Source organism: Klebsiella sp. 10-1 (assembly GCF_009758445.1).
In the GTDB taxonomy this organism is placed as follows: Bacteria; Pseudomonadota; Gammaproteobacteria; order Enterobacterales; family Enterobacteriaceae; genus Klebsiella; species Klebsiella scottii.
The window spans coordinates 212,358-237,248 of sequence record NZ_WQRE01000001.1; the positions used below are offsets into that span (position 1 = coordinate 212,358).

Genomic DNA, 24,891 nt, shown 5'->3' on the forward strand with positions numbered 1-24,891 from the left:
GGTTTTCGTCAATGCGGCAAAAAGACGCCGGCTACGGGGGCGCTTCGACCGGGGAACCCTGAGCTTAATAATCAAGAACGATCAGCGGCGTTTGATTTTCAGACTCTTTAATGACCGTAATGTCGGCCTGATAGAGCGTCTTTAGCGCCCGCTGCTGCAGAACATCCTGCGGACTGCCGCTATCGACGACGCGCCCTTTATCCATCAGCACCACGCGATCGGCATAGCGCGCGGCAAGATTAAGGTCGTGCAGGACGCAGCAGACGTTGAACTGCCGCTCGCGCACCAGCCGGCGCAGCAGGCGAAAAAGATGCTGCTGGTGGTGAATATCGAGGGCGGAAGTGGGCTCATCCAGAAACAGCCATTTGGGGGAGGGGATGGGCTCCCAGAGCTGCACCAGCAGGCGCGCCAGCTGTACCCGCTGCTGTTCGCCGCCGGAGAGCTGCCGGTAGTCGCGGGCGGCCAGCTCGCGGCAGTCGCACAGCGCCATGATGCGATCCGTTTCATCACGCGAGCTGCATGTCCGCCAGGGATGTCTTCCCATGCGGATCACTTCCTGTACGCTGAACGGAAACGCCATATGGCCGTTCTGCCGCATCACGGCGCGGGTTTTCGCCAGCTCGGCTATCGACCACTCCTCCAGCGGCGTACCCAGCAGGGAACATCGCCCGCCGTGCGGCCGCAGATAGCCCGTGAGCTGGCGCAGTAGCGTGGATTTCCCGGCGCCGTTCGGACCCAGAATGGCGACGATCTCCCCGCCGGGCAGCGCCAGAGAGACATTATCGGTCAGGCGACGTCCCTGCAGGGTATAAACCAGATTTTCGGCCAGAATCATGCTGACCTCCGGCTGCGCAGGATCAGCCACAGAAAATAGGGGCCGCCGATCAGGCTGGTCAGCAGGCCGACGGGCATTTCCGCCGGCTGCACCAGCGTGCGGGCCAGGGTATCGGCCACCAGCAGCAGGCAGGCTCCGGCCAGCGTCGAGCAGGGGATAAGCCAGCGATGATCGGCCCCGGTAGTCATGCGGATCAGGTGCGGGATCACCAGGCCAATAAAGCCGATAACGCCGCTCACCGAAACGGCCGCGCCGACCAGCAGCGAGCTGAGCAACAGCAGCTGCTGACGTTTACGCTTAACGTTAACGCCGAGATAGTGCGCCTCTTCATCTCCCAGCTGCAGCAGGTTGAGCGTCCCGGCAAGAAACAGCGTGGCGACAATCGCCGGCAGGACAAACGAGCTGGCGACCAGCAGCGTAGGCCACTGCGCCTGGCCAAGATTGCCCATCATCCACAGCGTGAGCTGGCGCAGCTGCTGCTCGTCGCCGACGTAGCTCAGCACGCCGATCGCCGCTCCGCACAGCGCGTTGATGGCGATTCCGGCTAACAGGAGCTGCATCATGCCGCCGTGAGCGTGGCGCCGGCTGATGAGAAAAATCACCGCGCAGACCGCCATACTGCCCGCGACGGCAAAAATCATCTGCTCGTACAGCGCCAGTACCACCGGAAATGAGAAGGGCAGAACAATCGCCACCCCCACCATCAGCGCGGAGCCGCTGCTGACGCCAAGCAGGCCGGGGTCGGCCATCGGGTTACGAAACAGGCCCTGCATAATGACCCCCGCCGTCGCCAGCGCCGAGCCCACCAGTACCGCCAGCAGAACGCGGGGCAGGCGAATGTTCAGCCAGATATCACGGTATTCCTCGTCAAACAGCGCGCTGAAGCTGATGTTCAGCGCACCCTGGCTGGCGCCAACCAGCACCAGCGCGGCCAGCAGCAGTGAAAGGCCCGTCAGTACGCTGACGGAAGAGAGTGAATCCTTGAGCACGCAAAACTCCATAACGTCTTTGCGGCGCGGATATGCCGCGCCGCAGGGGATTACGCCGGCTTCAGATCCGGCTCAATCAGGCTGTAGACCTGATTGTTGAGCGCCGGCGCAGCGGCCAGATCGTGAATGTGCGCGGCGACGTCCGCACGCCTCACGAAACCGTGGCACTCCTGATTCTGCAACCGTTGCGCTTTACCGGTGGCCTCACCGTTGAGCAGGCCGCCGGGGCGCAGGATGGCATAATCGAGGCCGCTGGTTTGCAGCCAGCTTTCCGCCAGCGTTTTTTCGCGCACGGCCTGACCAAACGCGGCTTTGGCTCGGGGGGATAAAAAGGGCCAGCTATCGCCGCAGCCCAGCGAGGTCACCAGAATCATCCGCCCGATGCCCGCTTTTTCTGCCGCATCAATAACGGTCCTGTGCGCCAGGTAGTCCTGGGCGCCGCCCATAGAGGAGACGATCAGCGCATCCGGACCGGCAGCATGACAGGCGTCAGCCACCGCGGCGGCATCGCAGGCGTCGCCGGCGAAAACCCGCACGCCTTTAGCCTCAAGGGCGGCTACGGATTGCGGGTTGCGCACCACCGCCAGCACCGGACGCTGCTCCGCCAGCGCCAGTTCAAGCACCTTTGCGCCCGTGCCGCTGCCGCCGGCGCCAAAGATTAACCACGGCGTCATCAGGCGGTTTCCTTGAGGGAAGCGGCCAGGGCCTGGAAGGCGCTAACCTGCTCAGCGAGCAGCTGGCGATGCTCATCGCGACCGAGGAAAATCTTAAACATCGCGCTACCTGCTTTGTTAAAGAAGAGAATCGACGCGGTGTCCATGCCCATAAATTTACGTTCAATCAGCGCGATATGGCTGCAGTTTTCCGCTTTGATATGGCCCGTCATGCCCTTTTTACCACGCAGATTGAAATAGCCGTGGCGATGGAATCCGGAAGGAAGCTCGCCGGTAAACTCGAGGATAACGTCGGCGGTATGGACCAGCGTCGTGACTTTGCCCCATTCGCTGACGGTTTCCCAGATGGCGTCAAACCTTTCACCCGACACGACCGTCGGCGAAGGGAGGTTTTGCACCACCTCCAGAAGGGAAGTTTGGTAGCGATCGGCGATCGCTTCCAGGGTGCCGTCCGGCTCGGTTAGCAAAAAATCCGCTAAAGAAACATGGCTCATAAATCACTCCTGTTAGGGTTGCTCTACCGCAATGTGCGGCGCGTTAAGTTGTTGAATCAGCTCATCAAGAGACTGCAAAATGTTGCTGGCCCAGAAGCGTCCTTCATTGGTCAGGCGCAGGCAGGTTGAGGCGTCGCGGGTGAGCCCCGCGCGATGCCACTGGGCGAGTAGAGGGGTCAGCTCCCCGGCGCGCGGGGTCAGTTCATCCAGCGGCACGCGCGCTGTTTCCACGCCCGCCTGCAGCGTATGCCGCCACTGAAAACCGCGCTCGGCGGCGCGCATCATCATCATCAGCGGCTTTTTCCCGGCGGCGATCGATTCGTGCCAGGTCGTCAGGTTACGTTCCACCATCCACGAATAGCCGTTGACCGAGCCGCCCGCGCCGGAGCCCAGGGCCAGGCAGTCGGCCCCCTGTTTAATCAGCAGGTTGTAGAGGTTGCGTTCGCGGGTTGTGCGGGCCCAGTGGCTGTTGCTGATACAGCGCCAGCCCGCGTCGTCCATGAAGTCGCAGCCCTGAAGGTAGAGATCGCGTCGCTCTGCCGGAGTGGGGACGGCGGTGCGACCGTTTTCCACGGCTTTACCCAGCGGCGTGTTGGGGAGCAGATTAAGCGCGTAGAGATCGACGCCGTCGAGCCCGATATCGCGGGCGATTTTGAGATCTTCCTCCCACAGCTTTGCGTCCTGGCCGGGGAGGCCGAACAGCAGATCGCACACCACGGCCGCGCGATCCCGCCGCACCAGCCCCTGCATAAAGGCGGCGGCGGTGGGGCCGTCAGAGGTGCGGGCCATTTTCTTGCGCACCTTGCTGTTGAAGGACTGAATGCCGATGGAGAAGCGATTGGCTCCGGCATCCAGGCAGGCGTCGATGCGGTTGTCATCAAAGTTAAGCACCCGTCCTTCGATGGTGATTTCACAGTCCGGCGCGAGGGGGAGCTTTTCCCGCAGGGTGGTGATAATTCGCGCCAGATCCTGCGCCGCCAGCGCGGAAGGCGTACCGCCGCCAAAGTAAACCGCGTGGATCGGCGCCGACTGGTGCAGGACGCTATCGGCCTCCATCTCGATTTCGCGCAGCAGCGCGTCGGTATAGCGGGCGCAGTGGTCATCTTCGTAACGGTTCTGATAAAAACCGCAAAAAGTACAGTGGGTTGCGCAAAAGGGAATATGCAGGTACAGCAGTCTTTTACGCGGCGGCGCGCTGCGGCTGATGACCTCCTGCCAGGTTTGCTCCAGCTGCTCTTTTGCCACAGGGATCGCGCCGCGCCACGGCATGGTGGCCCGACGATCTTTAAAGGGCTGGTTTCCCTCCAGCGCGAAATGCGCAGAGAGATCCAGGGCGTTGTTAGTCTTCATAGCGTCAACATCAAATCCAGTTATTGGGGCCAAAACTGCTGGTGCAGGGACTCAACCGCGTCGGCAACCCGGGGGCCCATACCGAGGATCAGCGCCTGATCGACGGTAACAATGCGCTGATTTTTCCATGCGGCGGTGTGGGTTATGCCGGCGACGGCGCGCAGCCGGTTAATATCGCCGTCCACCATTTGCGAGGTCACGACAATAACCTCCGGGTTTGCCGCAATCAGCGATTCCGCGCTGTAGCTTTTATATTGCTCGTGCGAAGCCACATTCCGTGCGCCCGCGAGGGTCAGAATGGCGTCGGCAACGCTGCCCTTACCGGCCACCTGCGGCGCGCTGCCGCCCGCGGAGAGAATAAACATCGCCCTGACCGGCGCCTTTTGCGCCGCAACGCTGTGCTGAACGCGCTCCAGACGCTGATGAATCTGGTTTACCAGCGCATCTCCTCGTTCGGGAACCTGCAGCGTCTTCGCCAGCTGGCGAATGTTGGCGTACATCTGTTCAACCGTGGCCGGCACGCGCGGCAGGGTGACAACGTTAACTTTTTGCGTCCGCAGCTGATCCAGAACGATCTGCGGCCCGGCATCCCGCCAGGTGATGAAAACGTCCGGCCTGAGGGATAAAATGCCTTCGCTGCTGAGCTGCTTCCAGTAGCCGATATGCGGCAGCCTGGCCGTTTCCGGCGGCCAGGAGGTGGTTTCATCGACGCCGACCACCTGATTTCCGGCTTCAAGCGCGTAGATCAGTTCGCTAAGCGAGCCTCCGGCAACGACGATACGTTCGCTGGCATAGGTTGCGCAGGCGGCACAAAGCGTCAGCAGGGCGAACAACAGTTTTTTCATCATCAGAAGTTCCACGCAAAACCGACTGCTGCGTTAAATCCGGCCGCCGGAATGGTTTCATGGGCGGTTTGATAGCGTTTGTTGGTCAGGTTGTTGAGCGCCAGGTTGACCTGATACTGCTCCTGCGGGCCAAACTCGGTATTGAACGCGAGGTTAAGCGTTGCCCAGCCCGGATAGCGAATCTCCCTGGTGCCGGTTTTATCGTTGGCGCTGGAGGCGGCGCGCACGAAGAGATCGGAGGTCACGTTGGCGCTATTCAGCAGCAGCGTGTGCTTAAGGCCAGCCCTTCCCGTCACGGTAGGTTCGCCGGTATCCCAGGTTTTAATGGCTTCGCCTTCATACTGCCGGCGGATAAGATTGCCGCTCAGATAGGGCGAAACGGCCCAGCCGTTGTACTCCGCCGTCAGCTCCATCCCCCAGGTTTTGGCGCGATCGATATTGTCGTAATAGAAGTACTCGCCGCGTGAAGAGGTGCTGTTGCCGTTGCAAATCGCCTGACCCGAACAGGCGAGGCTGGCGATATAGTCTTTGGCTTCGGAGTAGTAAATCGCGCCGTCAACCAGCCACATATTGCCTTTGTAACGGGCGCCCAGCTCATAGTTGTTGGAGTGTTCCGCTTTCAGGCCAGTGTTGCCATAGGTGACGCCGCCGCCGGCCGAGGTCTGCATAAACAGCTGGGTCAGCGTCGGGAAGACGTAGCCCTGGGCGTACGCCGCGCGCAGTTCAATATCTTTAAAGCCGGAATAGCGCAGGCTGGTCGAGGTGACCAGCTTATCGTCATGCGCTGATTTTCCGCCCATTGACTGGCTGACCGTGCCGCTCTGGCTGTCGTTGCGGTTAAGCTCAGAGGAGAGCCAGTACTGACGCGCGCCAACGGTCCAGGTCCAGTCATCGGCGAAGCGCCAGTCGTTTTGGGCAAACACCGAGGCGTTGCTTTGTTCCGCTTCAGTATGCGACAGCGTATGGGTCTGGATATCGAATGCGCCGGTCGCCGCCGTCTGGCGCGTGCTGCTGCTGGTATCCTGCTTCACTTTGTCATGCTGATACTGGGTGCCGATAACCAGCTCATTGTTCGCCGGCAGGGAGAAGTTGCCCTGCAGCGTTACGCCCTGGGTATATTGCTTATCGTTGGTATTGGTCTGGTTACTGACCGTCAGCGCCTGGATCGCCGGGCTGGGGATCGGCTGGGTGGTCTTAATCCGGTTTTCAAATTTACGCTCAATGGTCTGGCTGTAGGCGTCGAAGTGAATTTTTTTCAGGTAATCGCCGTCGGCGTCGTAATCATAGAACACGCCGACTTTTTCGCGTTCCAGCTTCGGAATACGAACGCTGAAGTCTTCATATTGGCCGTCCGGATCGTCAAACCAGGTTTGCGTGGAGGTTTTGTAGCGGTCGAGCGACAGGCCGAATTTATGGCGATCGAGATTGTAGCCAAGCCAGACGCCCTGGCTGTTGTTGCGGAAGTTGGTGTTCTGCAATCTGCCGTCCGGCGTATCGCGGTTGCCCTGGTCGGAGTAGCTGCCGTTGATCCGATAGTCGAACTGGCCGATGCTGCCCCAGGCCGCAGCGGACTCTTCCCAGCCCGCGGTCGCCGAGTTATAAACGGCCTTCACCGTCCCGGCGACGGGCTTATCCCCGCCTTTTTTAGTGATAAAGTTAACTACGCCCCCGATGGCCTGCGATCCGTACAGTACCGAGTAGGGGCCTTTTACCACCTCGATCCGCTCCAGCGCGGATTCATCGATCAGCAGCCCGACGCCGTAGTTCTGCCCGGCGCGCTGATAGCTGACTACCTGACCGTCAATCAAAATCAGCACGCGCGAGGAGGCCTCGCCGCGGATGCGGATTTGCTTACGTCCGGCCAGAGAGTTATCGGTCACTTCAACGCCGGGGATATCCCGCAGATCGTCGGCGATAGAGACGCTGGTTGAGTTATTTAGCGTTTCCCGGTCGATAACCTGAACGGTCGCCGGGCTTTCCCAGAGGCTCGATTCGGTACGATTAGCCGTGACGATCAGCGTCTCTTCGTCGGCCGTTTTGGCTGTGCTGGCCGGGGTTGCCGCAGAAACGTTAGCGGCAACAAACAACGACAGGCTGGAGAGTAGCATGCTCCCCCGGTTTGTCCTTTTCACCATTAGAGTAACCTTTATTATAATGATAACTAATATCATTCGCATTTATATTTGTTTCTAAAGTGAACGTCCAGACGCTAAGGGGTAAATGGAATGCACCTTTGATGTGGGTCAATTTCGAACGGTGCGTAAATACTTTTTTGTGAGATTCATCACATTATGGGAAAGCACAGGCGCGGTTAACCTGATAAAAAATATGGCTTATATTTTTCCTCTCCACATAGGGTTGGTTATTGCGCGAATGGTCCTACAATAGGAGCAGTGCGAGAGGCAGCGAGGTGCAGAGGCGATGAATATCAGCGATGTGGCAAAAAGGACCGGCTTAACCAGTAAAGCGATTCGCTTCTACGAAGAGAAGGGGCTGGTGACGCCGCCGCTGCGTAGTGAAAATGGCTACCGCAGCTACAGCCAGCGGCATCTGGACGAGCTGACCCTGCTGCGCCAGGCGCGCCAGGTCGGTTTTAATCTGGAGGAGTGCCGCGAACTGGTCGGTCTGTTTAACGACCCGTCGCGGCATAGCGCCGACGTAAAACGCAGAACGCTGGATAAAGTCGCTGATATTGAGCGCCATATCAGCGAGCTGCAGAGCATGCGTAGCCACCTGCTGGCGCTGGCGGAGTCCTGTCCCGGCGATGACGGCGCGGACTGCCCGATTATCGACAATCTCTCCGGCTGCTGCCATCGCAAGGCGCAGGTTTAGCGGTGGGGAGGGGCGAGCCTGATCCGCAGCGTGATGCCCTCAACGGCCAGCACCTCGACCTTACTGCCGGCGGCGAGGTCCTCGTCGGCGACTACCGGCCATGAGCTATCGCCAACGCGCACGTGGCCGCGGCCGTTAACCAGCGCCGTCTCCAGCGAGAAGATACGGCCAACCAGCTGCTTCCCGCGCTGGTTAAGCTGGGCGTCGGCCGGCTTCTGCCGCTTTACCTGGCGGCGCAGCCAGCGCGACCATAGCCAGGCCGCCAGCAGGGTCAGCGCGGCAAACAGCGCGCCCTGCCACTCCCAGCCCAGCGGCAGCATCCAGGTCAGGGCGCCGGTGATCACCCCGGCAACGCCGCTCCACAGCAGATAACCGTTGCCGCCTAGCATCTCCGCCGCCAGCAGCAGCCCGCCGAGGCTGAGCCAGAAGAGGTGCGGATGAACCAGTATCATCGCAATCATAGTTTTTTCCGTTCGCCGGCGCCTTCTTTAAGCAGTTCGCTAATTCCGGCGATAGAGCCCATCAGGCTGGTCGCGTCGAGCGGCATCAGCACGACTTTGCTGTTATTTGATGCGCCAATCTGCTGCAGCGCGTCGGTATATTTCTGCGCAACGAAGTAGTTAATCGCCTGAATATCCCCGGAGGCAATAGCGGAAGAGACCATCTGGGTGGCGCGAGCCTCCGCTTCCGCCGAACGTTCACGCGCTTCCGCCTGCAGGAACGCCGACTGGCGCTCGCCTTCCGCTTTCAGGATTTGTGACTGCTTTTCGCCCTCGGCTTTCAGAATCTCCGCCTGACGTATCCCTTCGGCCTCCAGGATATAGGCACGCTTGGTTCGCTCGGCCTTCATCTGGGCGTTCATCGAGGCGATAAGCTCCGCCGGCGGGCGCACGTCGCGAATTTCCACGCGGGTGATTTTGATCCCCCACGGGTTGGTTGCCTCATCGACGATATGCAGCAAGCGGGTGTTGATGCTATCGCGCTGGGAGAGCATTTCGTCGAGCTCCATCGAGCCGAGTACGGTACGGATGTTGGTCATCGTCAGGTTGATAATCGCCAGCTCCAGGTTGCTGACTTCATAGGCCGCTTTCGGCGCATCAATAACCTGAATAAAGCACACCGCATCAATGGTGACGTTGGCGTTATCGCGCGAAATAACCTCCTGCGAGGGAATATCCAGCACCTGCTCCATCATATTAATTTTTCGCCCGATGCGGTCCATGAACGGCACCACCAGGCTCAGCCCCGGCTGGAGAGTCATGGTATAGCGGCCAAAGCGTTCGACGGTCCACTGGTAGCCCTGCGGAACAATTTTCACTCCGGCAATAACGATAACCAGCGCGACGAAAATAAGAACGGGGATAAAAATTAGCATCAAAAAACCTCCTGTTTAATTGCCTGCCAGACGTCAGCAAAGTGACGCATGTTTAAACCGAGTATATCTTTCTCCTCATCCTGGCGAAAGAAAAGTGGAGTAAACTAGTCGGGTTTTGGGAAATATATGGAACGATAATGAAGGAAAATAACGCTATCTTGCGCCTTGAGGATGTTGGCTTTCAGGTCGATAAGTCGATCATTTTGCATAATATTAATCTCGAGCTGAGCGCCGGGGAATTTAAGCTGATTACCGGGCCCTCCGGCTGCGGTAAAAGCACGCTGCTTAAAATTATCGCCTCGCTGCTTAGCCCGACCAGCGGGAAGATTTTTTATTCCGGCAAGGATATCAATACGCTATCGCCGGAAACCTACCGCCAGCAGGTCTCATACTGCGCGCAAACTCCGGCGCTATTTGGCGACTCGGTCTATGACAATCTCATTTTTCCCTGGCAAATTCGCCACCAGCAGCCGGACCCGCAGGCGCTGGTTGCCGATTTACGCCGCTTTGGGCTGGCGGAAAATACGCTGGGCAAATCGATCAACGAACTCTCCGGGGGAGAAAAGCAGCGCGTTTCGCTTATTCGCAATTTGCAGTTTTTGCCGCAGGTGCTGCTGCTTGATGAAATTACCAGCGCGCTGGATGACAGCAATAAGCGCAACGTTAACGATATTATTCATCGCTATGTGACGGAAAAGAATATTGCGGTGCTGTGGGTGACGCATGACCGTAATGAAATCGACCACGCCGATGAAGTGATGACGCTGCAGCCGGCTAGCGCAGGCGGTCAGGAGGTTATCAATGAACGGGCATAATATCACTAACGAATCGCTGGCCCTGTCGATGGTGCTGGTACTTGTAGCCATCGTGGTGAGCTATCGCGAAAAGCTGGCGCTGGAGAAAGATATCGTCTGGAGCATCTGTCGGGCGGTGGTGCAGCTGATTATCGTCGGCTACGTGCTGAAATATATCTTCAACGTTAACCACGTCCTGCTGACGCTGCTTATGGTGCTGTTTATCTGTTTTAACGCGGCGTGGAATGCGCAAAAGCGCAGCAAATATATCGATAAGGCCTTCATCTCATCATTTATCGCCATTACCACCGGCGCAGGGCTTACGCTGGCGGTGCTGGTCTTCTCCGGATCGATCTCTTTCGTGCCGATGCAGGTGATCCCTATTGCCGGCATGGTCGCCGGCAACGCGATGGTGGCGGTGGGGCTGTGCTACAACAATATGGGCCAGCGCTTCAGCAGCGAACAGCAGCAAATTCAGGAGAAGCTGAGCCTCGGCGCGACGCCAAAGATGGCCTCGGCCAGATTAATTCGCGACAGCATTCGCGCCGCGCTGATCCCGACCATCGATTCGGCGAAAACGGTGGGGCTGGTGAGCCTGCCGGGGATGATGTCGGGGCTGATTTTTGCCGGGATAGACCCGGTTAAAGCGATTAAGTATCAGATAATGGTCACATTTATGCTGCTATCGACCGCCAGCTTATCAACAATCATCGCTGGCTATCTGACCTACCGGAAATTCTTTAACCCTCGTCACCAGCTGGTGGTGACGCAGTTGAAAAAGAGCGAGTAGCGTCGTTCCCGCAGAAGGCGCTGGACGCCTGACCCGGGCTACGGGGGGCCGTAGCCCGGTCAGCGAAGCGCCGCCTGGGCGTAACGATCAGTACAGCAGGGAGTAGAGCTGACGGCGATATTTCGCGGCCAGCGCATCGCCGGTGCCGAGGGCGGCAAGAATTTCCTGCAGCATCTTGCGCACCTGGCCGTCGCCGGCGTCTAAATCTTTCTGCAGATGGCTGAACAGCAGAGCCAGCGCCTCTTCGTTGCGGCCAACCTGATGCAGCTGCAGGGCCAGCTGAGCCGCCAGCGCCGCGTCTTCCGGATTTTGCTCAACCTGCTGCTGGAGCAGCTGGATTTCCGGCGTATCGGCCGCCTGCTTGAGCAGCTCAATCTGCGCAACCAGCCCCTGGTAGCGGGTATCCTGATCCTGTAGCGGAACCGTTTTCAGCACCGCTTCGGCTTCGTCGGAGCGGTGCAAGGCGATCAGCGTTTCCGCCAGCAGCAGGCCAATCTGGCTCTCCTGAGCGGAGAGCTGCCACGCCTCTTTCAGCAGCGGCAGGGCTTCGGCGTACTTCTCTTCCTGCATCAGCGCCAGCGCCTGCTGGGCTTTTAACTCTTCTTCGCGCGGCAGCACTTTATCAAGCAGCGCGCGGACGGCGGCCTCCGGCTGCGGGCCTTCAAAGCCGTCTACCGGCTGACCGTTCTGGAACAGATAAACCGTTGGAATCGAGCGCAGGCCAAACTGCGAAGCCAGCATCTGCTCGGCATCGCAGTCCACCTTCGCCAGCGTAAACTGACCGTTGTACTGCGCCGCCAGACTTTCCAGAACCGGCGTCAGCTGCTCGCAGTGCTGGCTGCGCGCGGACCAGAAATAAAACAGCACCGGCGCGGTAACGGATTGTTCCAGCGTCTGGTGCAGGTTAGCTTCGGTAATGTTGATAATATTCTGTACTGACATAAGCGCATCTCTTTAATCAATTTTTTGTATACATGGGGGCGACGGCCGGAGCTTCAACTCAGCCCTGGATAATTTTGTCCATCATCCGCGTTGGCAACAGGCGTTTGAGCAGGGCCACCGCGTGTGTGACTAAGGTCACCGGATAGCGCAGCCTGGGTTTATCGCTAACGAAAGCATGGCGCACTTTTTCCACCACCGCCTCCGGCCCGAGGGTAAAGCGCGCGGCGATACCGGGGTTTTCCACCGGCTTATCGCTCCGGGTTTGATTGACGTTGCTCGTAAAGCGGGTGCGAATCGGCCCCGGCTCAATCAGGCTGACCTTAATGCCGCTATAGCGCAGCTCCATGCGCAGGGCGTCGGACCAGGCTTCCAGCGCGTATTTGCTGGCGGCATAGGCGCCGCGACCGGGGCTGGAGATGATCCCCATGACCGAGGAGGTCATCACGATACGGCCCTCGCCGTGCGGCTCCATAGCCGGAAGCAGCAGCATGGTGAGCTGGTGGGCGCCAAAAAAGTTGGCGGAAAACTGCTGCTCCATCTGCTGGCGGCTAACGGCGATCAGCGGGCCATACACGCCGTAACCGGCGTTATTAAACAGGCCATACAGCCGATTATCGGTCAGGGCGATAACCTCTGCCGCAGCGCGCTCCACGCTCAGCGGATCGTCGAGATCCAGCAAAATACCGGTCAGTCCGAGTTCCTGCATCCGCGCAACGTCGTCAGCCTTGCGGCAGGCGGCCAGAACGTTAAAGCCCTGACGTTTCAGATCGAGCGCGCTTTCAAGGCCAATACCGCTGGAACATCCTGTAACTAAAACCGTTTTTTGCATAACTTTACCTGCAAACAACCCCTGAGGATCAGGAGTCATGATTAACTAAGGGAGCCAGCCGCGTCGCCATCCAGTCGGCAATAAACGGCTGGGCGTCGCGGTTGGGGTGGATTCCATCATCCTGCATCCACTGTGGCTTCAGATAGACCTCTTCCATAAAAAAGGGTAACAGAGGAATATCAAACTCTTTGGCCAGTGCGGGATACATTGCGCTAAAGGCTTCATTATAACGACGTCCATAGTTGGCGGGCAGGCGAATTTGCATCAGCAGCGGCTGGGCATTCGCCGCTTTGATATCCTGCAAAACGGTGCGCAGAGTCTGCTCCGTTTGCTGCGGCGGGAAGCCGCGCAGTCCGTCATTGCCGCCCAGTTCGACCAGCACCCAGCGCGGTTGATGCTGTTTAAGCAGCGCCGGCAGACGCGCCAGCCCCTGCTGCGACGTGTCGCCGCTGATGCTGGCGTTAACTACCGGCGTTTTTGCCTGCCACTTATCGTTAAGTAGCGCAGGCCACGCGGCGTTGGCCGCCATTCGATAGCCGGCGCTCAGACTGTCGCCGAGAACTAACAGCGTGTCCGCCGCCATCGCGCGGCAGGTAAACAGGACCAGAAACAGGAAAGGCAAATGCCAGCGGAAAACATACTTGAAGTTCATCATCTTAAGAAGTCCGTCGGTCAGGGAGAGCATCAGCTTTCCATCCTCACCGGAGTTGAGCTGGTTGTCAAACCGGCGCAGACCATCGCCCTGATTGGCGAGTCGGGTTCCGGCAAATCCACGCTGCTGGCGATCCTTGCCGGGCTGGACGACGGCAGCGGCGGTGAAGTCTCTTTACTCGGGCAGCCGCTGCACCGCATGGACGAAGAGGCGAGGGCGCAGCTGCGCGCGAAGCACATCGGCTTTGTTTTTCAGTCCTTTATGCTGATCCCGACCCTCAATGCGCTGGAAAACGTCGAGCTTCCGGCGCTGCTGCGCGGCGAGAGCGACAGCCAGAGTCGGGGCAGCGCCAGGGCGCTGCTGGAGCAACTGGGGCTGGGTAAACGCCTGAACCATCTGCCGGCGCAGCTTTCCGGCGGCGAGCAGCAGCGGGTGGCGCTGGCCCGCGCCTTCAACGGGCGTCCGGAGCTGCTGTTTGCCGATGAGCCGACCGGCAACCTCGATCGGCAGACCGGGGATAAAATTGCCGACCTGCTGTTTTCGCTCAATCGCGAACACGGTACGACGCTGATCCTGGTGACGCACGATCCGCTGCTGGCGGCGCGCTGCGACCGGCGGCTGCGGCTGGTTGATGGTCAGCTGCGGGAGGAAGCATGATTGCCCGCTGGTTCTGGCGCGAATGGCGATCGCCATCGCTGCTGATCGTCTGGCTGGCGCTGAGCCTGGCGGTGGCCTGCGTGCTGGCGCTGGGGTCGATAAGCGATCGCATGGAAAAGGGGCTGAGCCAGCAGAGCCGTGAATTTATGGCCGGGGACCGGACGCTGCGCAGCTCGCGCGAGGTCCCCGCCGACTGGCTCGCGCAGGCGCGTCGGCTGGGATTAACGGTCGGCGAGCAGCTCAGCTTCGCCACCATGACCTTTGCCGGCGATACGCCGCAGCTGGCCGACGTCAAGGCGGTTGACGACACCTATCCCCTTTACGGTCAGCTGGAAACCCAGCCGCCGGGCTTAAAACCGCAGGCGGGCAGCGTGCTGCTGGCCCCGCGATTAATGGCGCTGCTGAATTTAAAAACCGGCGATACCATTGATGTCGGCGACGCCACTCTGCGCATTGCCGGCGAAGTGATTCAGGAGCCGGACGCCGGGTTCAATCCTTTTCAGATGGCGCCGCGGCTGATGATGAACACTGCCGATGTGGCAAAGACCGGGGCGGTGCAGCCCGGCAGCCGCGTCTCCTGGCGCTATAAGTTCGCCGGAACCGCGCCGCAGCTGGCGGAGTATGAGCGGTGGCTGTTGCCAAAGCTGGGGGCGGAACACCGCTGGATTGGCCTGGAACAGGATGACAGCGCGCTGGGTAAATCGCTCGAACGCTCGCAGCAGTTCTTACTGCTCTCGGCGCTGCTCACGCTCCTGCTGGCGGTAGCGGCGGTGGCGGTAGCCATGAGCCACTACTGCCGCAGCCGTTACGATCTGGTGGCGATCCTTAAAACCTTAGGCGCCGGGCGGGCGCAGCTGCGCAAGCTGATCGTCGGGCAGTGGCTGATGCTGCTGGCGCTGGCGGCGATTGCCGGCGGCGCGATGGGGATGGGGCTGGAGAAGATCCTGCTGGTGATGCTGAAACCGGTTCTCCCGGGCGCGCTGCCGGCCGCCAGCCTCTGGCCGTGGCTGTGGGCGATTGGCGCGATGGCGGTGATTTCGCTGCTGGTGGGCCTGCGGCCCTATCGGCTGCTGCTGGCGACGCTGCCGCTGCGGGTACTTCGTCAGGACGTGGTGGCTAACGTCTGGCCGCTGAAGGTCTATATTCCGCTGGTGTGCGCGGTGGTGGTTATCCTGCTGGCGTGGCTGATGGGCGGCAGCCCGCTGCTGTGGGCGGTACTGGCCGGCGCGGTGGTGCTGGCGCTGCTGTGCGGCCTGCTGGGATGGGGGCTGCTGTGGCTGCTGAAGCGGGTGACGCTGAAGGCGCTGCCGCTGCGCCTGGCGGTCAACCGACTGCTGCGCCAGCCGTGGTCGACGCTAAGCCAGCTGGCGGCGTTCTCGCTGTCGTTTATGCTGCTCGCCCTGCTGCTGGTGCTGCGCGGCGATCTGCTGGATCGCTGGCAGCAGCAGCTGCCGCCGGAAAGCCCCAACTACTTCCTGATTAATATTGCCCCGGATCAGGTCGCGCCGGTCAAAGCTTTCCTCGCCGGGAACCAGACGGCGGCGACGGAGTTCTACCCCATCGTCCGCGCGCGCCTGACGCAGATTAACGGCCAGGCGACGGAGGGCAATAAGGATGAAGCGCTGAATCGCGAGCTGAACCTGACCTGGAGCGACGACAGGCCGGATCATAATCCGCTGGTGGCCGGCGCCTGGCCGCCAAAAGCGGGTGAAGTGTCGATCGAGGAGGGGCTGGCGCAGCGCCTGGGGGTTAAGCTCGGCGATAGCGTCACCTTTACCGGCGATACCCAGGACTTCAGCGCTAAGGTGACCAGCGTGCGCAAAGTTGACTGGGAGAGCCTGCGGCCAAACTTCTTCTTTATCTTCCCGCCGGGCGCGCTCGACGGACAGCCGCAGAGCTGGCTGACCAGCTTCCGCTGGGATAACGGCAGCGGCATGTTGACGCAGCTGAACCGAGAATTCCCGACCGTCAGCCTGCTGGATATTGGCGCCATTCTGCGTCAGGTGGGTCAGGTACTGACTCAGGTCAGCCGCGCGCTGGAAGTGATGGTGGTGCTGGTGACCGCCTGCGGTATTTTACTGCTGCTGGCGCAGGTTCAGGTCGGGATGCGCCAGCGCTATCAGGAGCTGGTGGTCTGGCGCACGCTGGGGGCCGGAAAGTCGCTGCTGCGCACCACTCTATGGGCGGAGTTTGCCCTGCTGGGCGTGGTGTCCGGGATCGTGGCGGCGATAGGGGCTGAGGTGGCGCTGGCGATGCTGCAAACCAAAGTCTTTGATTTCCCCTGGTCTCCGGACTGGCGATTGTGGGTGATGCTGCCGCTCTGCGGGGCGCTGCTGCTCTCCCTGTGCGGCGGCTGGCTGGGGCTGCGTTTGTTAAAAGGCAAAGCGCTGTTCCGCCAGTTTAGCCAATAATTCAGCGCTCTTAGCATCTGCAGGCCCGGGGTTGAGTACCAACGCCCCGGGCTTTTTACTGCGTTCCGTTTAAGCCTGACGCGCGGTTAGCGGTTCATTCATTGCTCTGCGACGGCAAAGCGCGCCCCTGAAAGCGTGGCGGCGGCGCGACGGAGATAGTGCATTTGCATGACGGTTTGATGAAATTCGCGGCGGCTTTCTTTTAACGGCACAAAATGATAAGTCACTGATTTTTAAGAGCACGAAAGCTTAAAAACGCGACAACACGACGCTCGTAATCACGGTTAATATTCACCTTGCAAATATAAGGTTGCTTATTACTCAAGGAAAAAGCATGGCACATAAAATAAAAGCGCTGGCGATGACGATCGGCGCAGTACTGGCAGTGACTTCTTTTGCTTCCCAGGCTGAGATTACGCTGCTGAAACAAGATCCGCAGGCCGGCGACCCGTTAAGCCGCCTGAACTTCACCGTCGGCGGAAGTATTCGTCCGCAGTTCAACATGATGTCCGGCGATGGCGATAAAGGCTCCTATAAGCGTAACGGTTTCGACGGCGGTACCCGTTTCCGCTTCGCCGCTGATTATTATCTGTTTGATGATATTAGCTGGATCAGCTATTACGAACTGGGGGTCAATATTCCGGCGCTGTTCGACTGGGATAATCACTATGCGGAAGGCGCTAATAACACCTCTCGCCGTATGCTGTATACCGGGCTGAAGAGCGACACCTGGGGGACGCTAACCTACGGTCAGCAAAACAGTATTTATTACGATGTGGTCGGCGCTAAGACGGATATTTGGGATTACGACATGATCGCCCAGGCGCCGGGTAACGGGATCAACGGCGATTACGATGGTTCTTACCGCTCGCGCAATATGCTCAAGTATAAGAAATCTGCCGGCGACGTCGATCTTTATGCTTCTTATCTGTTTGAAGATAATGAGTATCTGCCGGGGAATGGCCTGCGCTATAAGCGTAAAGGCGGGGGCTCCGTTGGCGTGGATTACCACATCATGAAGGACCTGACCTGGGGTACGGCGTGGAACTATACGCGTGCCGAAATGCGCGATCCTTCCAGCGCTGAGAATAAAACCTATGACCAGAATATCCTCGGTACCGCCCTAAGCTGGACGCCGGATAACTGGACCTTCTCCTTCGGCGGCGGCTGGTATCAGAACTTCCTGACCACCAAAAAAGCCGATGTGAATAATTACTTCGCCGGCGATGCCTGGGGTATTGAGTACTTTGCGGGCTATAAAATCCCGGTTGGCCAGTACGCGCTTAAATCCGTTCAGCCGTACTTTATGGGCGACCGCCTGGAATACGTGAACGGACGTAACTACCAGCGCATTGATAACGGTCTGGGGATCAGCTTCCAGCTGGATTATGGCTTCCGCGTTGATTACGAACACGTCTTTACTTCGAGCACCGACAACCTGGGCGATATGAACCTGGTGCGTCTGCGCTACGACTTCTAAACCGCGACCTCCCGCGCAGCGCGACGCCGAAAATCCCGGCTTGCGCTGCGTTTACGCGGGCTACCGCGCCAGCCAGGAGGCGACGTCCTGCCAGGTTCCGCGAAAGATAATCTTCTCTGCCTTTTTACCCAGCTGATAGCGATACATTGGGTCGTAGTACTCTTTCAATAGCGGAACAAGCCACGCAAAATGCGCATCGGTGCTCGCCGTACGCAGCTGTTCAGCCAGCGCGTCATCAAGCAGGGCGGTGAGCTGAGCAAAACGCTGGAGCCCCAGGCGACGGCGGATAGCGAACAGGCCGTGGTGCAGATACGCGCTGTACTCCTGCCAGCCCCGATCTTCGCCGTACGCGGCTATAAAGTCGCGGTGCATCCGGTCAAAATACTCCTCCCGCAAGCGCGCCAGGCGGACGTCAAACGGGTCCTCCACCACCGCCAGCGGCGATTGCGCCATGCGCTCGCGCAGGCATTCCGGCAGATGGTTGGCGCCTATCATATGCCCTTCATCCTCCAGCACCCAGCGGCGCTGGCTGGCCGCTTTTTTCAGCATTGCGACCGCGAGGTGGTTTTCAAACGTCGCCTGAGCATGCTGGTCGCGCAGCGTCCGCCCGAACGATGAGCCGCGATGGTGGGCGAGCCCTTCGAGGTCGATTCCGTCGGGCCGCGTGCCGACCAGCTGAGTTTTACCGTTGCCGGTGCAGCCGCCGATAAGCACTATCGAGCGCTGGACCAGCTCCTGCGTCAGCTGGATGGCGGCCTGGCGCAGCGCCTTATAGCCGCCGACGATCAGCGGATAATCGACGCCCGATTCGCGCAGCCACTGCTGAACAATGTGCGAGCGCTGGCCGCCGCGGGCGCAGCAAAGATAGCCCTGAGGATTGCGTAAGCAGGCTTCACGCCACGCCCGCATGCGTTGGGCGCGAATGTCGCCATTGACCAGGCGATGGCCGAGCGCCAGGGCGGCTTCTGCCCCCTGACGTTTATAGCAGGTGCCGACGGCGGCGCGTTCTTCATCGTCCATCAGCGGCAGGTTGAGCGCTGCGGGGAGAGCGCTTTGGCTGAATTCAACCGGGGCGCGTACGTCAATGAGTGGGGTATCCGCGGCGAGAATTGCGCGGTAATCCGTCCCATTATTCATGGGTCTTCCTTTTGCAGTGAAACCGAGATTTTCTGTAAAGCGAAGGAGGGATTCTACGCGCCTGAAGGCGTGCCGGGGAAGGAATAACGCGCTTCCCCCGGCACGAAAGGCTTAGTTAAGCTGTGACTGCGCCCAGAAAATACCGCTGGCGTACTCCGGCGGCAGCAGCGGCTTTAACGCTTCGAGCGTGGCGCTCAGGCGGTCGGTATCGCTGTCGGTGAGGTTCAGGTGGCCCACTTTGCGGCCCGGACGAACCTCTTTGTCATACCAGTGCAGGTGCACCAGCGGCAGCTTCAGCCAGTCGTAATTGAGATCGGTGCCGATCAGGTTGATCATCACCGACGGGCTGTTGACCACCGGCGGCGGCAGCGGCAGGTCGGTAATGGCCCGCAAATGCAGCTCAAACTGGCTGATGGAGGCGCCGTTCTGCGTCCAGTGGCCGCTGTTGTGCACGCGCGGGGCCAGCTCGTTGATCAGCAGACCATCGGCGGTGACGAAGCACTCCATCGCCATGACGCCGACGTATTTCAGCTCTTCCATAATGGCGGACAGCATGCCTTCGGCCTGATCCTGCTGGCGGGCATTGGCCTGCGGGAAGGCCACGCTGGTGCGCAGAATCCCGTCCTGATGCAGGTTGCGGGTCAGCGGATAGAACACCGTGCTGCCATCCTGAGCGCGGGCGCCAACCAGCGACACTTCGCCGGAGAAGTTAATTCCCCGTTCGACGATGCATTCGCCGTAGTTATCGTCGGGCAGCTGCGCGCAGTCGTTCTCACGCAGACGCCACTGGCCGCGCCCGTCGTAGCCGCCCACGCGGCGTTTAACGATAGCCAGCTCGCCCAGGGTCGCGAAAATCTCCGGCCACTGGTTTTTATCCGCCAGCAGCTGCCACGGCGCGGTGGCCAGGCCCAGCCTGTCGAACAGCTGCTTTTGCGTCAGGCGATCGGCAATAATGGGAAACACGTCGCGGTTAACAAACGCCGGGTGACGTGCCAGTTCGCGGGTGAGGGCCGTTTCCGGCCAGCGCTCGATTTCAGCGGTGATGACGCTTTGCTGAAACGGCACCGCTTCAGGATCGGCCTCAAGGCCAACCGGCCAGACCGCGATACCCAGCGGCTCTCCGGCCTGGCGCAGCATGCGGCCGAGCTGGCCGTTGCCGAGGATACAAACCTGCTTCATGCCGCACCCCGTGGGTCCGGATTATCCAGCACTTCATCGGTTTGCGCCTGGCGCCATGCGCTCAGGCGCTGGTGCAGTTCGGCGTCGTGCACCGCCAGAATCTGCGCCGCCAGCAGGGCGGCGTTGGCGGCGCCGGCTTTACCTATGGCCAGGGTGCCGACCGGGATCCCGCGCGGCATCTGGACGATGGAGTAGAGGCTGTCAACGCCGCTCAGCGCAGCGCTCTGTACCGGCACGCCTAAGACCGGGACCAGCGTTTTCGCCGCAATCATGCCCGGCAGATGCGCCGCGCCGCCCGCACCGGCAATAATCACCTGATAGCCGTTGCTTTCCGCGCCTTCGGCGAAGCTGAACAGCTTATCGGGAGTACGGTGCGCGGAGACCACTTCAACATGGTACGGAACGTTCAGGGCATCAAGGATTTCTGCGGTAAACTGCATGGTAGCCCAGTCGCTTTTGGACCCCATCACGATGGCGATACGCGCCGAATTATTGCGGGAAGACATGCGTCTTAAAACTCCTGTGGGTGTGCTTCACACTGCTTTAGAGGCCACAGAGAATAACACGATATACGGGCGAGGAAAACGGTTGCGTAGGCTGATGTCGGCGGAAAATAGCGCGATAATTAAAACGGGAAAGGGATCAGTTCAACGTCGTCTTTGGTGACTTTGACCATCGAACCTTCGCTGTGCCACGCGCCGAGGACCACGCGAAAAGCCGGCATGCCGTTAGCCTCCATTTGGTGGATGGCCGGGCGATGGGTATGACCGTGGATCAGCCACTGTACGCGATGCTTTTCCAGGGTCGCCACTACCGCCTGTTGGTTAACGTCCATAATCTCCATCGACTTACTGCTGTTGGCCGCGGTGCTGTTGGCGCGCATTTTAGCGGCGATACGGCGGCGAATAAACAGCGGCAGGGCAAGGAAAAGACGTTGGATCCACGGTGTATGCACCTTAGCGCGAAACGCCAGATAGCCGGCATCGTCGGTACAGAGGGTGTCGCCATGCATAATTAAAACGCGGCGACCGTAGAGATCGAGCACGTTCTCTTCCGTCAGCAGCGTCATACCGCAGGCGCGGGCAAAGCGCTGGCCGATAAGAAAATCGCGGTTGCCGTGGACGAAAAAGCAGGGGACGCCGGAGCGGGTCAATGCGCTGAGCGCGGCGGCGATTTCCTGATGCAGCGGGTTAGGATCGTCATCGCCGATCCAGGCTTCAAACAGGTCGCCGAGGATATAGAGCGCGTCCGCCTCGCGGGCCTGGCCGCGTAAAAAGCGGAGAAAACCGGCGACGATCGCCGGTTCTTCGGTTTGCAGATGCAGGTCTGCAATAAAAAGTGTCGCCACGAATTATTCGCTGACGCTGACGCTTTTGATCACCACATCTTCTTTCGGCACATCCTGATGCATGCCGCTGCGGCCGGTAGAAACCGCTTTGATTTTGTCTACCACGTCCATGCCTTCAACGACTTCAGCAAATACGCAGTAGCCCCAACCCTGCAGGTTTTCACCAGAGAAGTTCAGGAAGTCGTTATCAGCCACGTTGATGAAGAACTGCGCGGTGGCGGAGTGCGGCGCCTGAGTACGGGCCATCGCCAGAGTACCGCGGGTGTTTTTCAGACCGTTGTTAGCTTCGTTCTGGATCGGAGACTTGGTTGTTTTCTGCTCCATGCCCGGCTCAAAACCGCCGCCCTGGATCATAAAGCCGTTGATAACACGGTGGAAAATGGTGTTGTTGTAGAAACCTTCGCGGCAGTAGTCCAGGAAGTTTTTAACTGTTTCCGGCGCTTTTTCGTCAAAGGTTTTGATTACGATATCGCCATGATTAGTGTGGAAAGTAACCATTTTTGCATCCTGTTCCGATGATTGTGGTGCTTGAACCCAAGGTTGGGCGTGACATAGGGGGCTGTTATAGCATAACCGCGGGGTTGGATCACCTTGCATTGTGTGCTGCTTCGGGGTTGAATTCAGGTTAGAATACGCGGCTTATCACTACACACGTTTACACGGAATCTTCGATGTTAAAAATTTTTAATACACTGACGCGCCAAAAAGAAGAGTTTAAACCTATTCATGCCGGGGAAGTTGGCATGTACGTGTGTGGTATCACCGTTTACGATCTCTGTCACATCGGTCACGGCCGTACTTTTGTCTCTTTTGACGTGGTGGCTCGCTACCTGCGCTTCCTCGGCTATAAGCTGAAGTATGTTCGCAACATTACCGATATTGACGACAAAATCATTAAGCGTGCGAATGAGAACGGCGAAAGCTTCGTGGCGCTGGTCGATCGCATGATTGGCGAAATGCATAAAGATTTTGATGCGCTGAATATTCTGCGCCCGGACCTTGAGCCGCGCGCGACGCATCATATTGCGGAAATTATTGAAATCACCGGGCAGCTGATCGCCCGCGAGCACGCCTACGTGGCGGATAACGGCGACGTGATGTTCTCGGTTCCGACCGATCCGAACTACGGTCAGCTGTCGCGCCAGGATCTGGAGCAGCTGCAGGCGGGCGCTCGCGTTGACGTGGTTGACGTCAAGCGTAACCCGATGGACTTCGTGCTGTGGAAGATGTCGAAAGAGGGTGAGCCGAGCTGGCCGTCTCCGTGGGGCGCAGGGCGTCCGGGCTGGCACATCGAATGTTCGGCGATGAACTGCAAACAGCTGGGCAACCATTTTGATATTCACGGCGGCGGTTCGGATCTGATGTTCCCGCACCACGAAAACGAGATCGCGCAGTCTACCTGCGCGCACGACGGTGAATACGTGAACTACTGGATGCACTCCGGCATGGTGATGATTGACCGCGAAAAGATGTCGAAATCGCTGGGCAACTTCTTTACCGTGCGCGATGTGCTGAAGTTCTACGATGCCGAAACCATCCGCTACTTCCTGATGTCCGGCCACTATCGTAGCCAGCTGAACTACAGCGAAGAGAACCTGAAGCAGGCGCGTTCTGCGCTGGAGCGGCTGTACACCGCGCTGCGCGGTACCGACAGCAGCGTAGCCCCGGCCGGCGGCGAGGCGTTTGAAGCGCGCTTTGTGGAAGCGATGGACGATGATTTCAACACCCCGGAAGCCTATTCGGTGCTGTTCGATATGGCGCGCGAAGTGAACCGTCTGAAAACCGAAGATGCGCAGGCGGCGAACGCGCTGGCGGCGCATATGCGTAAGCTCTCCGGCGTGCTGGGCCTGCTGGAGCAGGAGCCGGACGTGTTCCTGCAGAGCGGGGCGCAGGCGGATGATGGCGAAGTGGCTGAGATTGAAGCGCTGATTCAGCAGCGTCTCGATGCGCGTAAAGCGAAGGACTGGGCCGCAGCGGACGCCGCGCGTGACCGTCTCAACGAGATGGGTATCGTGCTGGAAGATGGCGCTCAGGGCACCACCTGGCGCCGCAAGTAGGCCTGGAGCCGTACCCCGGGCGAGGCGTCCGGGGATATCAGAGTCTTGCGCGAAATAAATTAAGCGAAATAAAAATGCCGGACCTTCAGGGGCCCGGCATTTTTTTATTCAGCGACGGCAATCAGGCGGTGATGGTTACGCTCTGGCCTTCAAAGCTCACAGTCTGGCCGGCAACGATCTTGCAGCGCTTGCGGGTTTCAACCGCCCCGTCGACTTTAACCAGACCGTCGGCAATGACGATTTTTGCCTGCGCGCCGCTTTCGCTCCAGCCTTCCAGCTTCAGCAGATCGCACAGCTCAACGTGCGGGTGTTTACCCAGAGAAAAAGTCGCCATCTTAGGCCTCCTGAATGTCGTGATACTCTTCGCACGCCTGCAGCGTGTTCTGAATTAGGGTGGCAACGGTCATCGGGCCGACGCCGCCAGGGACTGGCGTGATGTATGACGCGCGCGCGGCGGCATCTTCATAGACCACATCGCCAACCACTTTGCCGCTTTCCAGGCGGTTAATCCCGACATCGACCACAATCGCGCCTTCTTTAATCCATTCTCCCGGAATAAAGCCCGGTTTACCGACCGCGACGATCAGCAGATCGGCATTTTCGACGTGCTGGCGCAGGTTTTTGGTAAAGCGGTGGGTAACGGTGGTGGTACAGCCTGCCAGCAGCAGCTCCATGCTCATCGGGCGGCCGACGATGTTAGAGGCGCCGATCACCACCGCGTTCAGGCCGTAGGTATCGATGTTGTAGCGCTCAAGCAGCGTCACAATACCGCGCGGCGTGCACGGGCGCAGACGCGGAGCGCGCTGGCACAGGCGGCCGACGTTGTAGGGATGGAAACCATCGACGTCTTTGTCCGGCGCAATGCGTTCCAGTACTTTCACATTATCGATCCCGGCAGGCAGCGGCAGCTGCACCAGGATACCGTCGATAGCCGAATCGGCATTCAGCGTATCGATAAGCTCCAGGAGCTCCGCTTCGCTGGTGGTTTCCGGAAGATCGTATGAGCGGGAGATGAACCCCACCTCTTCACACGCTTTGCGCTTGCTGCCGACATAAATCTGCGATGCCGGGTTGCTGCCAACCAGCACGACGGCTAACCCTGGAGCGCGTTTTCCGGCCGCAGTGCGCGCCTTCACTTTTTCCGCGACTTCAGAGCGCACCTGCTGCGCAATCGTTTTACCGTCAATAATTTTTGCTGCCATCAGAGAGAGGATTCCATCT

26 protein-coding genes are annotated in these 24,891 nt (G+C 59.3%); 7 read left to right on the top strand and 19 right to left on the bottom strand.

Annotated features, from left to right (window positions below; genetic code table 11):
• Nucleotides 1-64: 64 nt before the first annotated feature.
• The 7 genes from GO007_RS00985 to GO007_RS01015 are packed head-to-tail and all read right to left on the bottom strand — an operon-like array spanning nt 65 to nt 7,322.
• Nucleotides 65-835 (bottom strand): heme ABC transporter ATP-binding protein, encoded by a 771-nt coding sequence (locus GO007_RS00985; protein WP_095094520.1) that lies wholly within the window; start codon nt 833-835, stop codon nt 65-67.
• Nucleotides 832-1,824 carry a FecCD family ABC transporter permease gene (locus tag GO007_RS00990; RefSeq protein WP_095097933.1) on the bottom strand — a complete coding sequence of 331 codons (993 nt, stop codon included), beginning with the start codon at nt 1,822-1,824 and terminating at the stop codon, nt 832-834. The genes GO007_RS00985 and GO007_RS00990 overlap by 4 nt, the downstream gene beginning before the upstream one ends.
• 50 nt (nt 1,825-1,874) lie before the next feature.
• On the bottom strand, nt 1,875-2,498 hold the full coding sequence (gene chuY / locus GO007_RS00995; RefSeq protein WP_095094522.1) for an anaerobilin reductase: 624 nt from the start codon (nt 2,496-2,498) through the stop codon (nt 1,875-1,877).
• On the bottom strand, nt 2,498-2,992 hold the full coding sequence (gene hutX / locus GO007_RS01000) for a heme utilization cystosolic carrier protein HutX (RefSeq protein ID WP_095094524.1): 495 nt from the start codon (nt 2,990-2,992) through the stop codon (nt 2,498-2,500). Before hutX ends, chuY begins: the two co-directional genes overlap by 1 nt.
• Before the next feature lie 12 nt (nt 2,993-3,004).
• Nucleotides 3,005-4,342 carry a heme anaerobic degradation radical SAM methyltransferase ChuW/HutW gene (gene hutW / locus GO007_RS01005; RefSeq protein ID WP_095094526.1) on the bottom strand — a complete coding sequence of 446 codons (1,338 nt, stop codon included), beginning with the start codon at nt 4,340-4,342 and terminating at the stop codon, nt 3,005-3,007.
• Between the two features lie 20 nt (nt 4,343-4,362).
• Nucleotides 4,363-5,187 (bottom strand): heme/hemin ABC transporter substrate-binding protein, encoded by an 825-nt coding sequence (locus tag GO007_RS01010; protein WP_095097936.1) that lies wholly within the window; start codon nt 5,185-5,187, stop codon nt 4,363-4,365.
• A gap of 2 nt (nt 5,188-5,189) precedes the next feature.
• Entirely contained in the window at nt 5,190-7,322 is a 2,133-nt protein-coding gene (locus GO007_RS01015) for a TonB-dependent receptor plug domain-containing protein (RefSeq protein ID WP_095094528.1), read from the bottom strand.
• Nucleotides 7,323-7,608: 286 nt separating this feature from the next.
• Here GO007_RS01015 and cueR point away from each other — a divergent pair, with 286 nt between their 5' ends.
• Nucleotides 7,609-8,019 (top strand): Cu(I)-responsive transcriptional regulator, encoded by a 411-nt coding sequence (cueR, locus tag GO007_RS01020; protein WP_095094530.1) that lies wholly within the window; start codon nt 7,609-7,611, stop codon nt 8,017-8,019.
• On the opposite strand, the gene GO007_RS01025 is transcribed toward cueR, so the two are convergent.
• Both GO007_RS01025 and GO007_RS01030 read right to left on the bottom strand, forming a co-directional pair.
• Complete coding sequence (locus GO007_RS01025; RefSeq protein ID WP_095094532.1) at nt 8,016-8,480, bottom strand: NfeD family protein; 465 nt, start codon at nt 8,478-8,480, stop codon at nt 8,016-8,018. The genes cueR and GO007_RS01025 overlap by 4 nt on opposite strands.
• Nucleotides 8,477-9,394 carry an SPFH domain-containing protein gene (locus GO007_RS01030; RefSeq protein WP_045854276.1) on the bottom strand — a complete coding sequence of 306 codons (918 nt, stop codon included), beginning with the start codon at nt 9,392-9,394 and terminating at the stop codon, nt 8,477-8,479. The genes GO007_RS01025 and GO007_RS01030 overlap by 4 nt, the downstream gene beginning before the upstream one ends.
• Nucleotides 9,395-9,531: 137 nt before the next feature.
• Here GO007_RS01030 and fetA point away from each other — a divergent pair, with 137 nt between their 5' ends.
• Both fetA and fetB read left to right on the top strand, forming a co-directional pair.
• Nucleotides 9,532-10,209: an iron efflux ABC transporter ATP-binding subunit FetA gene (gene fetA, locus GO007_RS01035; RefSeq protein WP_095094534.1), complete on the top strand. Its 678-nt coding sequence runs from the start codon at nt 9,532-9,534 to the stop codon at nt 10,207-10,209.
• Nucleotides 10,196-10,978 (top strand): iron efflux ABC transporter permease subunit FetB, encoded by a 783-nt coding sequence (fetB, locus tag GO007_RS01040; RefSeq protein WP_095094536.1) that lies wholly within the window; start codon nt 10,196-10,198, stop codon nt 10,976-10,978. The genes fetA and fetB overlap by 14 nt, the downstream gene beginning before the upstream one ends.
• An 87-nt stretch (nt 10,979-11,065) precedes the next feature.
• Here fetB and GO007_RS01045 read toward each other — a convergent pair whose 3' ends face one another.
• From GO007_RS01045 to tesA, 3 genes are read right to left on the bottom strand one after another with little or no spacing between them, the layout of a single operon-like run.
• The gene (locus tag GO007_RS01045) at nt 11,066-11,920 is read right to left on the bottom strand and encodes a thioredoxin family protein (RefSeq protein WP_095094538.1); all 855 of its coding nucleotides are present in this window, start codon (nt 11,918-11,920) and stop codon (nt 11,066-11,068) included.
• Nucleotides 11,921-11,978: 58 nt separating this feature from the next.
• The gene (locus GO007_RS01050; RefSeq protein WP_189339809.1) at nt 11,979-12,788 is read right to left on the bottom strand and encodes an SDR family oxidoreductase; all 810 of its coding nucleotides are present in this window, start codon (nt 12,786-12,788) and stop codon (nt 11,979-11,981) included.
• Entirely contained in the window at nt 12,778-13,404 is a 627-nt protein-coding gene (tesA, locus tag GO007_RS01055) for a multifunctional acyl-CoA thioesterase I/protease I/lysophospholipase L1 (RefSeq protein WP_095094542.1), read from the bottom strand. Before tesA ends, GO007_RS01050 begins: the two co-directional genes overlap by 11 nt.
• Between tesA and ybbA the strand changes: the two genes are divergently transcribed.
• The 3 genes from ybbA to GO007_RS01070 all read left to right on the top strand — a co-directional run bounded on the left by ybbA (nt 13,372) and on the right by GO007_RS01070 (nt 17,949).
• A complete protein-coding gene (ybbA, locus tag GO007_RS01060; RefSeq protein ID WP_041144387.1) occupies nt 13,372-14,058 on the top strand; it encodes a putative ABC transporter ATP-binding protein YbbA in 687 nt (228 codons plus the stop codon). The genes tesA and ybbA overlap by 33 nt on opposite strands.
• Complete coding sequence (gene ybbP, locus GO007_RS01065; RefSeq protein WP_095094544.1) at nt 14,055-16,469, top strand: putative ABC transporter permease subunit YbbP; 2,415 nt, start codon at nt 14,055-14,057, stop codon at nt 16,467-16,469. The genes ybbA and ybbP overlap by 4 nt, the downstream gene beginning before the upstream one ends.
• A 334-nt stretch (nt 16,470-16,803) precedes the next feature.
• Nucleotides 16,804-17,949, top strand: a complete 1,146-nt coding sequence (locus GO007_RS01070) for a porin (protein WP_095094546.1) — start codon at nt 16,804-16,806, stop codon at nt 17,947-17,949.
• Nucleotides 17,950-18,009: 60 nt separating this feature from the next.
• Here the strand turns inward: GO007_RS01070 and mnmH are convergent, their stop codons facing one another.
• The 5 genes from mnmH to ppiB all read right to left on the bottom strand — a co-directional run bounded on the left by mnmH (nt 18,010) and on the right by ppiB (nt 22,111).
• Nucleotides 18,010-19,086: a tRNA 2-selenouridine(34) synthase MnmH gene (gene mnmH, locus GO007_RS01075; RefSeq protein ID WP_095094548.1), complete on the bottom strand. Its 1,077-nt coding sequence runs from the start codon at nt 19,084-19,086 to the stop codon at nt 18,010-18,012.
• Between the two features lie 111 nt (nt 19,087-19,197).
• Nucleotides 19,198-20,265 (bottom strand): 5-(carboxyamino)imidazole ribonucleotide synthase, encoded by a 1,068-nt coding sequence (purK, locus tag GO007_RS01080; protein ID WP_095094550.1) that lies wholly within the window; start codon nt 20,263-20,265, stop codon nt 19,198-19,200.
• Nucleotides 20,262-20,771 (bottom strand): 5-(carboxyamino)imidazole ribonucleotide mutase, encoded by a 510-nt coding sequence (gene purE, locus GO007_RS01085; RefSeq protein WP_095094553.1) that lies wholly within the window; start codon nt 20,769-20,771, stop codon nt 20,262-20,264. Before purE ends, purK begins: the two co-directional genes overlap by 4 nt.
• A gap of 119 nt (nt 20,772-20,890) precedes the next feature.
• The gene (gene lpxH / locus GO007_RS01090; protein WP_095094555.1) at nt 20,891-21,613 is read right to left on the bottom strand and encodes a UDP-2,3-diacylglucosamine diphosphatase; all 723 of its coding nucleotides are present in this window, start codon (nt 21,611-21,613) and stop codon (nt 20,891-20,893) included.
• A gap of 3 nt (nt 21,614-21,616) precedes the next feature.
• Nucleotides 21,617-22,111 (bottom strand): peptidylprolyl isomerase B, encoded by a 495-nt coding sequence (gene ppiB, locus GO007_RS01095; RefSeq protein WP_095094557.1) that lies wholly within the window; start codon nt 22,109-22,111, stop codon nt 21,617-21,619.
• Between the two features lie 173 nt (nt 22,112-22,284).
• Here ppiB and cysS point away from each other — a divergent pair, with 173 nt between their 5' ends.
• Complete coding sequence (cysS, locus tag GO007_RS01100; RefSeq protein ID WP_095094559.1) at nt 22,285-23,670, top strand: cysteine--tRNA ligase; 1,386 nt, start codon at nt 22,285-22,287, stop codon at nt 23,668-23,670.
• A gap of 121 nt (nt 23,671-23,791) precedes the next feature.
• On the opposite strand, the gene ybcJ is transcribed toward cysS, so the two are convergent.
• Both ybcJ and folD read right to left on the bottom strand, forming a co-directional pair.
• Nucleotides 23,792-24,004: a ribosome-associated protein YbcJ gene (gene ybcJ / locus GO007_RS01105; protein ID WP_095094561.1), complete on the bottom strand. Its 213-nt coding sequence runs from the start codon at nt 24,002-24,004 to the stop codon at nt 23,792-23,794.
• Between the two features lies 1 nt (nt 24,005).
• Complete coding sequence (folD, locus tag GO007_RS01110; protein WP_041144398.1) at nt 24,006-24,872, bottom strand: bifunctional methylenetetrahydrofolate dehydrogenase/methenyltetrahydrofolate cyclohydrolase FolD; 867 nt, start codon at nt 24,870-24,872, stop codon at nt 24,006-24,008.
• Nucleotides 24,873-24,891 lie beyond the last annotated feature (19 nt).

Excerpts from the sequence above, each read along its gene's own strand:
- GO007_RS00985 (WP_095094520.1), bottom strand. The coding sequence starts at position 835 with ATGATTCTGGCCGAAAATCTGGTTTATACCCTGCAGGGACGTCGCCTG.
- chuY (WP_095094522.1), bottom strand. The coding sequence starts at position 2,498 with ATGACGCCGTGGTTAATCTTTGGCGCCGGCGGCAGCGGCACGGGCGCA.
- hutX (WP_095094524.1), bottom strand. The coding sequence starts at position 2,992 with ATGAGCCATGTTTCTTTAGCGGATTTTTTGCTAACCGAGCCGGACGGC.
- hutW (WP_095094526.1), bottom strand. The coding sequence starts at position 4,342 with ATGAAGACTAACAACGCCCTGGATCTCTCTGCGCATTTCGCGCTGGAG.
- GO007_RS01010 (WP_095097936.1), bottom strand. The coding sequence starts at position 5,187 with ATGAAAAAACTGTTGTTCGCCCTGCTGACGCTTTGTGCCGCCTGCGCA.
- GO007_RS01015 (WP_095094528.1), bottom strand. The coding sequence starts at position 7,322 with ATGGTGAAAAGGACAAACCGGGGGAGCATGCTACTCTCCAGCCTGTCG.
- cueR (WP_095094530.1), top strand. The coding sequence starts at position 7,609 with ATGAATATCAGCGATGTGGCAAAAAGGACCGGCTTAACCAGTAAAGCG.
- GO007_RS01025 (WP_095094532.1), bottom strand. The coding sequence starts at position 8,480 with ATGATTGCGATGATACTGGTTCATCCGCACCTCTTCTGGCTCAGCCTC.
- GO007_RS01030 (WP_045854276.1), bottom strand. The coding sequence starts at position 9,394 with ATGCTAATTTTTATCCCCGTTCTTATTTTCGTCGCGCTGGTTATCGTT.
- fetA (WP_095094534.1), top strand. The coding sequence starts at position 9,532 with ATGAAGGAAAATAACGCTATCTTGCGCCTTGAGGATGTTGGCTTTCAG.
- fetB (WP_095094536.1), top strand. The coding sequence starts at position 10,196 with ATGAACGGGCATAATATCACTAACGAATCGCTGGCCCTGTCGATGGTG.
- GO007_RS01045 (WP_095094538.1), bottom strand. The coding sequence starts at position 11,920 with ATGTCAGTACAGAATATTATCAACATTACCGAAGCTAACCTGCACCAG.
- GO007_RS01050 (WP_189339809.1), bottom strand. The coding sequence starts at position 12,788 with ATGACTCCTGATCCTCAGGGGTTGTTTGCAGGTAAAGTTATGCAAAAA.
- ybbA (WP_041144387.1), top strand. The coding sequence starts at position 13,372 with ATGCCAGCGGAAAACATACTTGAAGTTCATCATCTTAAGAAGTCCGTC.
- tesA (WP_095094542.1), bottom strand. The coding sequence starts at position 13,404 with ATGATGAACTTCAAGTATGTTTTCCGCTGGCATTTGCCTTTCCTGTTT.
- ybbP (WP_095094544.1), top strand. The coding sequence starts at position 14,055 with ATGATTGCCCGCTGGTTCTGGCGCGAATGGCGATCGCCATCGCTGCTG.
- GO007_RS01070 (WP_095094546.1), top strand. The coding sequence starts at position 16,804 with ATGGCACATAAAATAAAAGCGCTGGCGATGACGATCGGCGCAGTACTG.
- mnmH (WP_095094548.1), bottom strand. The coding sequence starts at position 19,086 with ATGAATAATGGGACGGATTACCGCGCAATTCTCGCCGCGGATACCCCA.
- purK (WP_095094550.1), bottom strand. The coding sequence starts at position 20,265 with ATGAAGCAGGTTTGTATCCTCGGCAACGGCCAGCTCGGCCGCATGCTG.
- purE (WP_095094553.1), bottom strand. The coding sequence starts at position 20,771 with ATGTCTTCCCGCAATAATTCGGCGCGTATCGCCATCGTGATGGGGTCC.
- ppiB (WP_095094557.1), bottom strand. The coding sequence starts at position 22,111 with ATGGTTACTTTCCACACTAATCATGGCGATATCGTAATCAAAACCTTT.
- cysS (WP_095094559.1), top strand. The coding sequence starts at position 22,285 with ATGTTAAAAATTTTTAATACACTGACGCGCCAAAAAGAAGAGTTTAAA.
- ybcJ (WP_095094561.1), bottom strand. The coding sequence starts at position 24,004 with ATGGCGACTTTTTCTCTGGGTAAACACCCGCACGTTGAGCTGTGCGAT.
- folD (WP_041144398.1), bottom strand. The coding sequence starts at position 24,872 with ATGGCAGCAAAAATTATTGACGGTAAAACGATTGCGCAGCAGGTGCGC.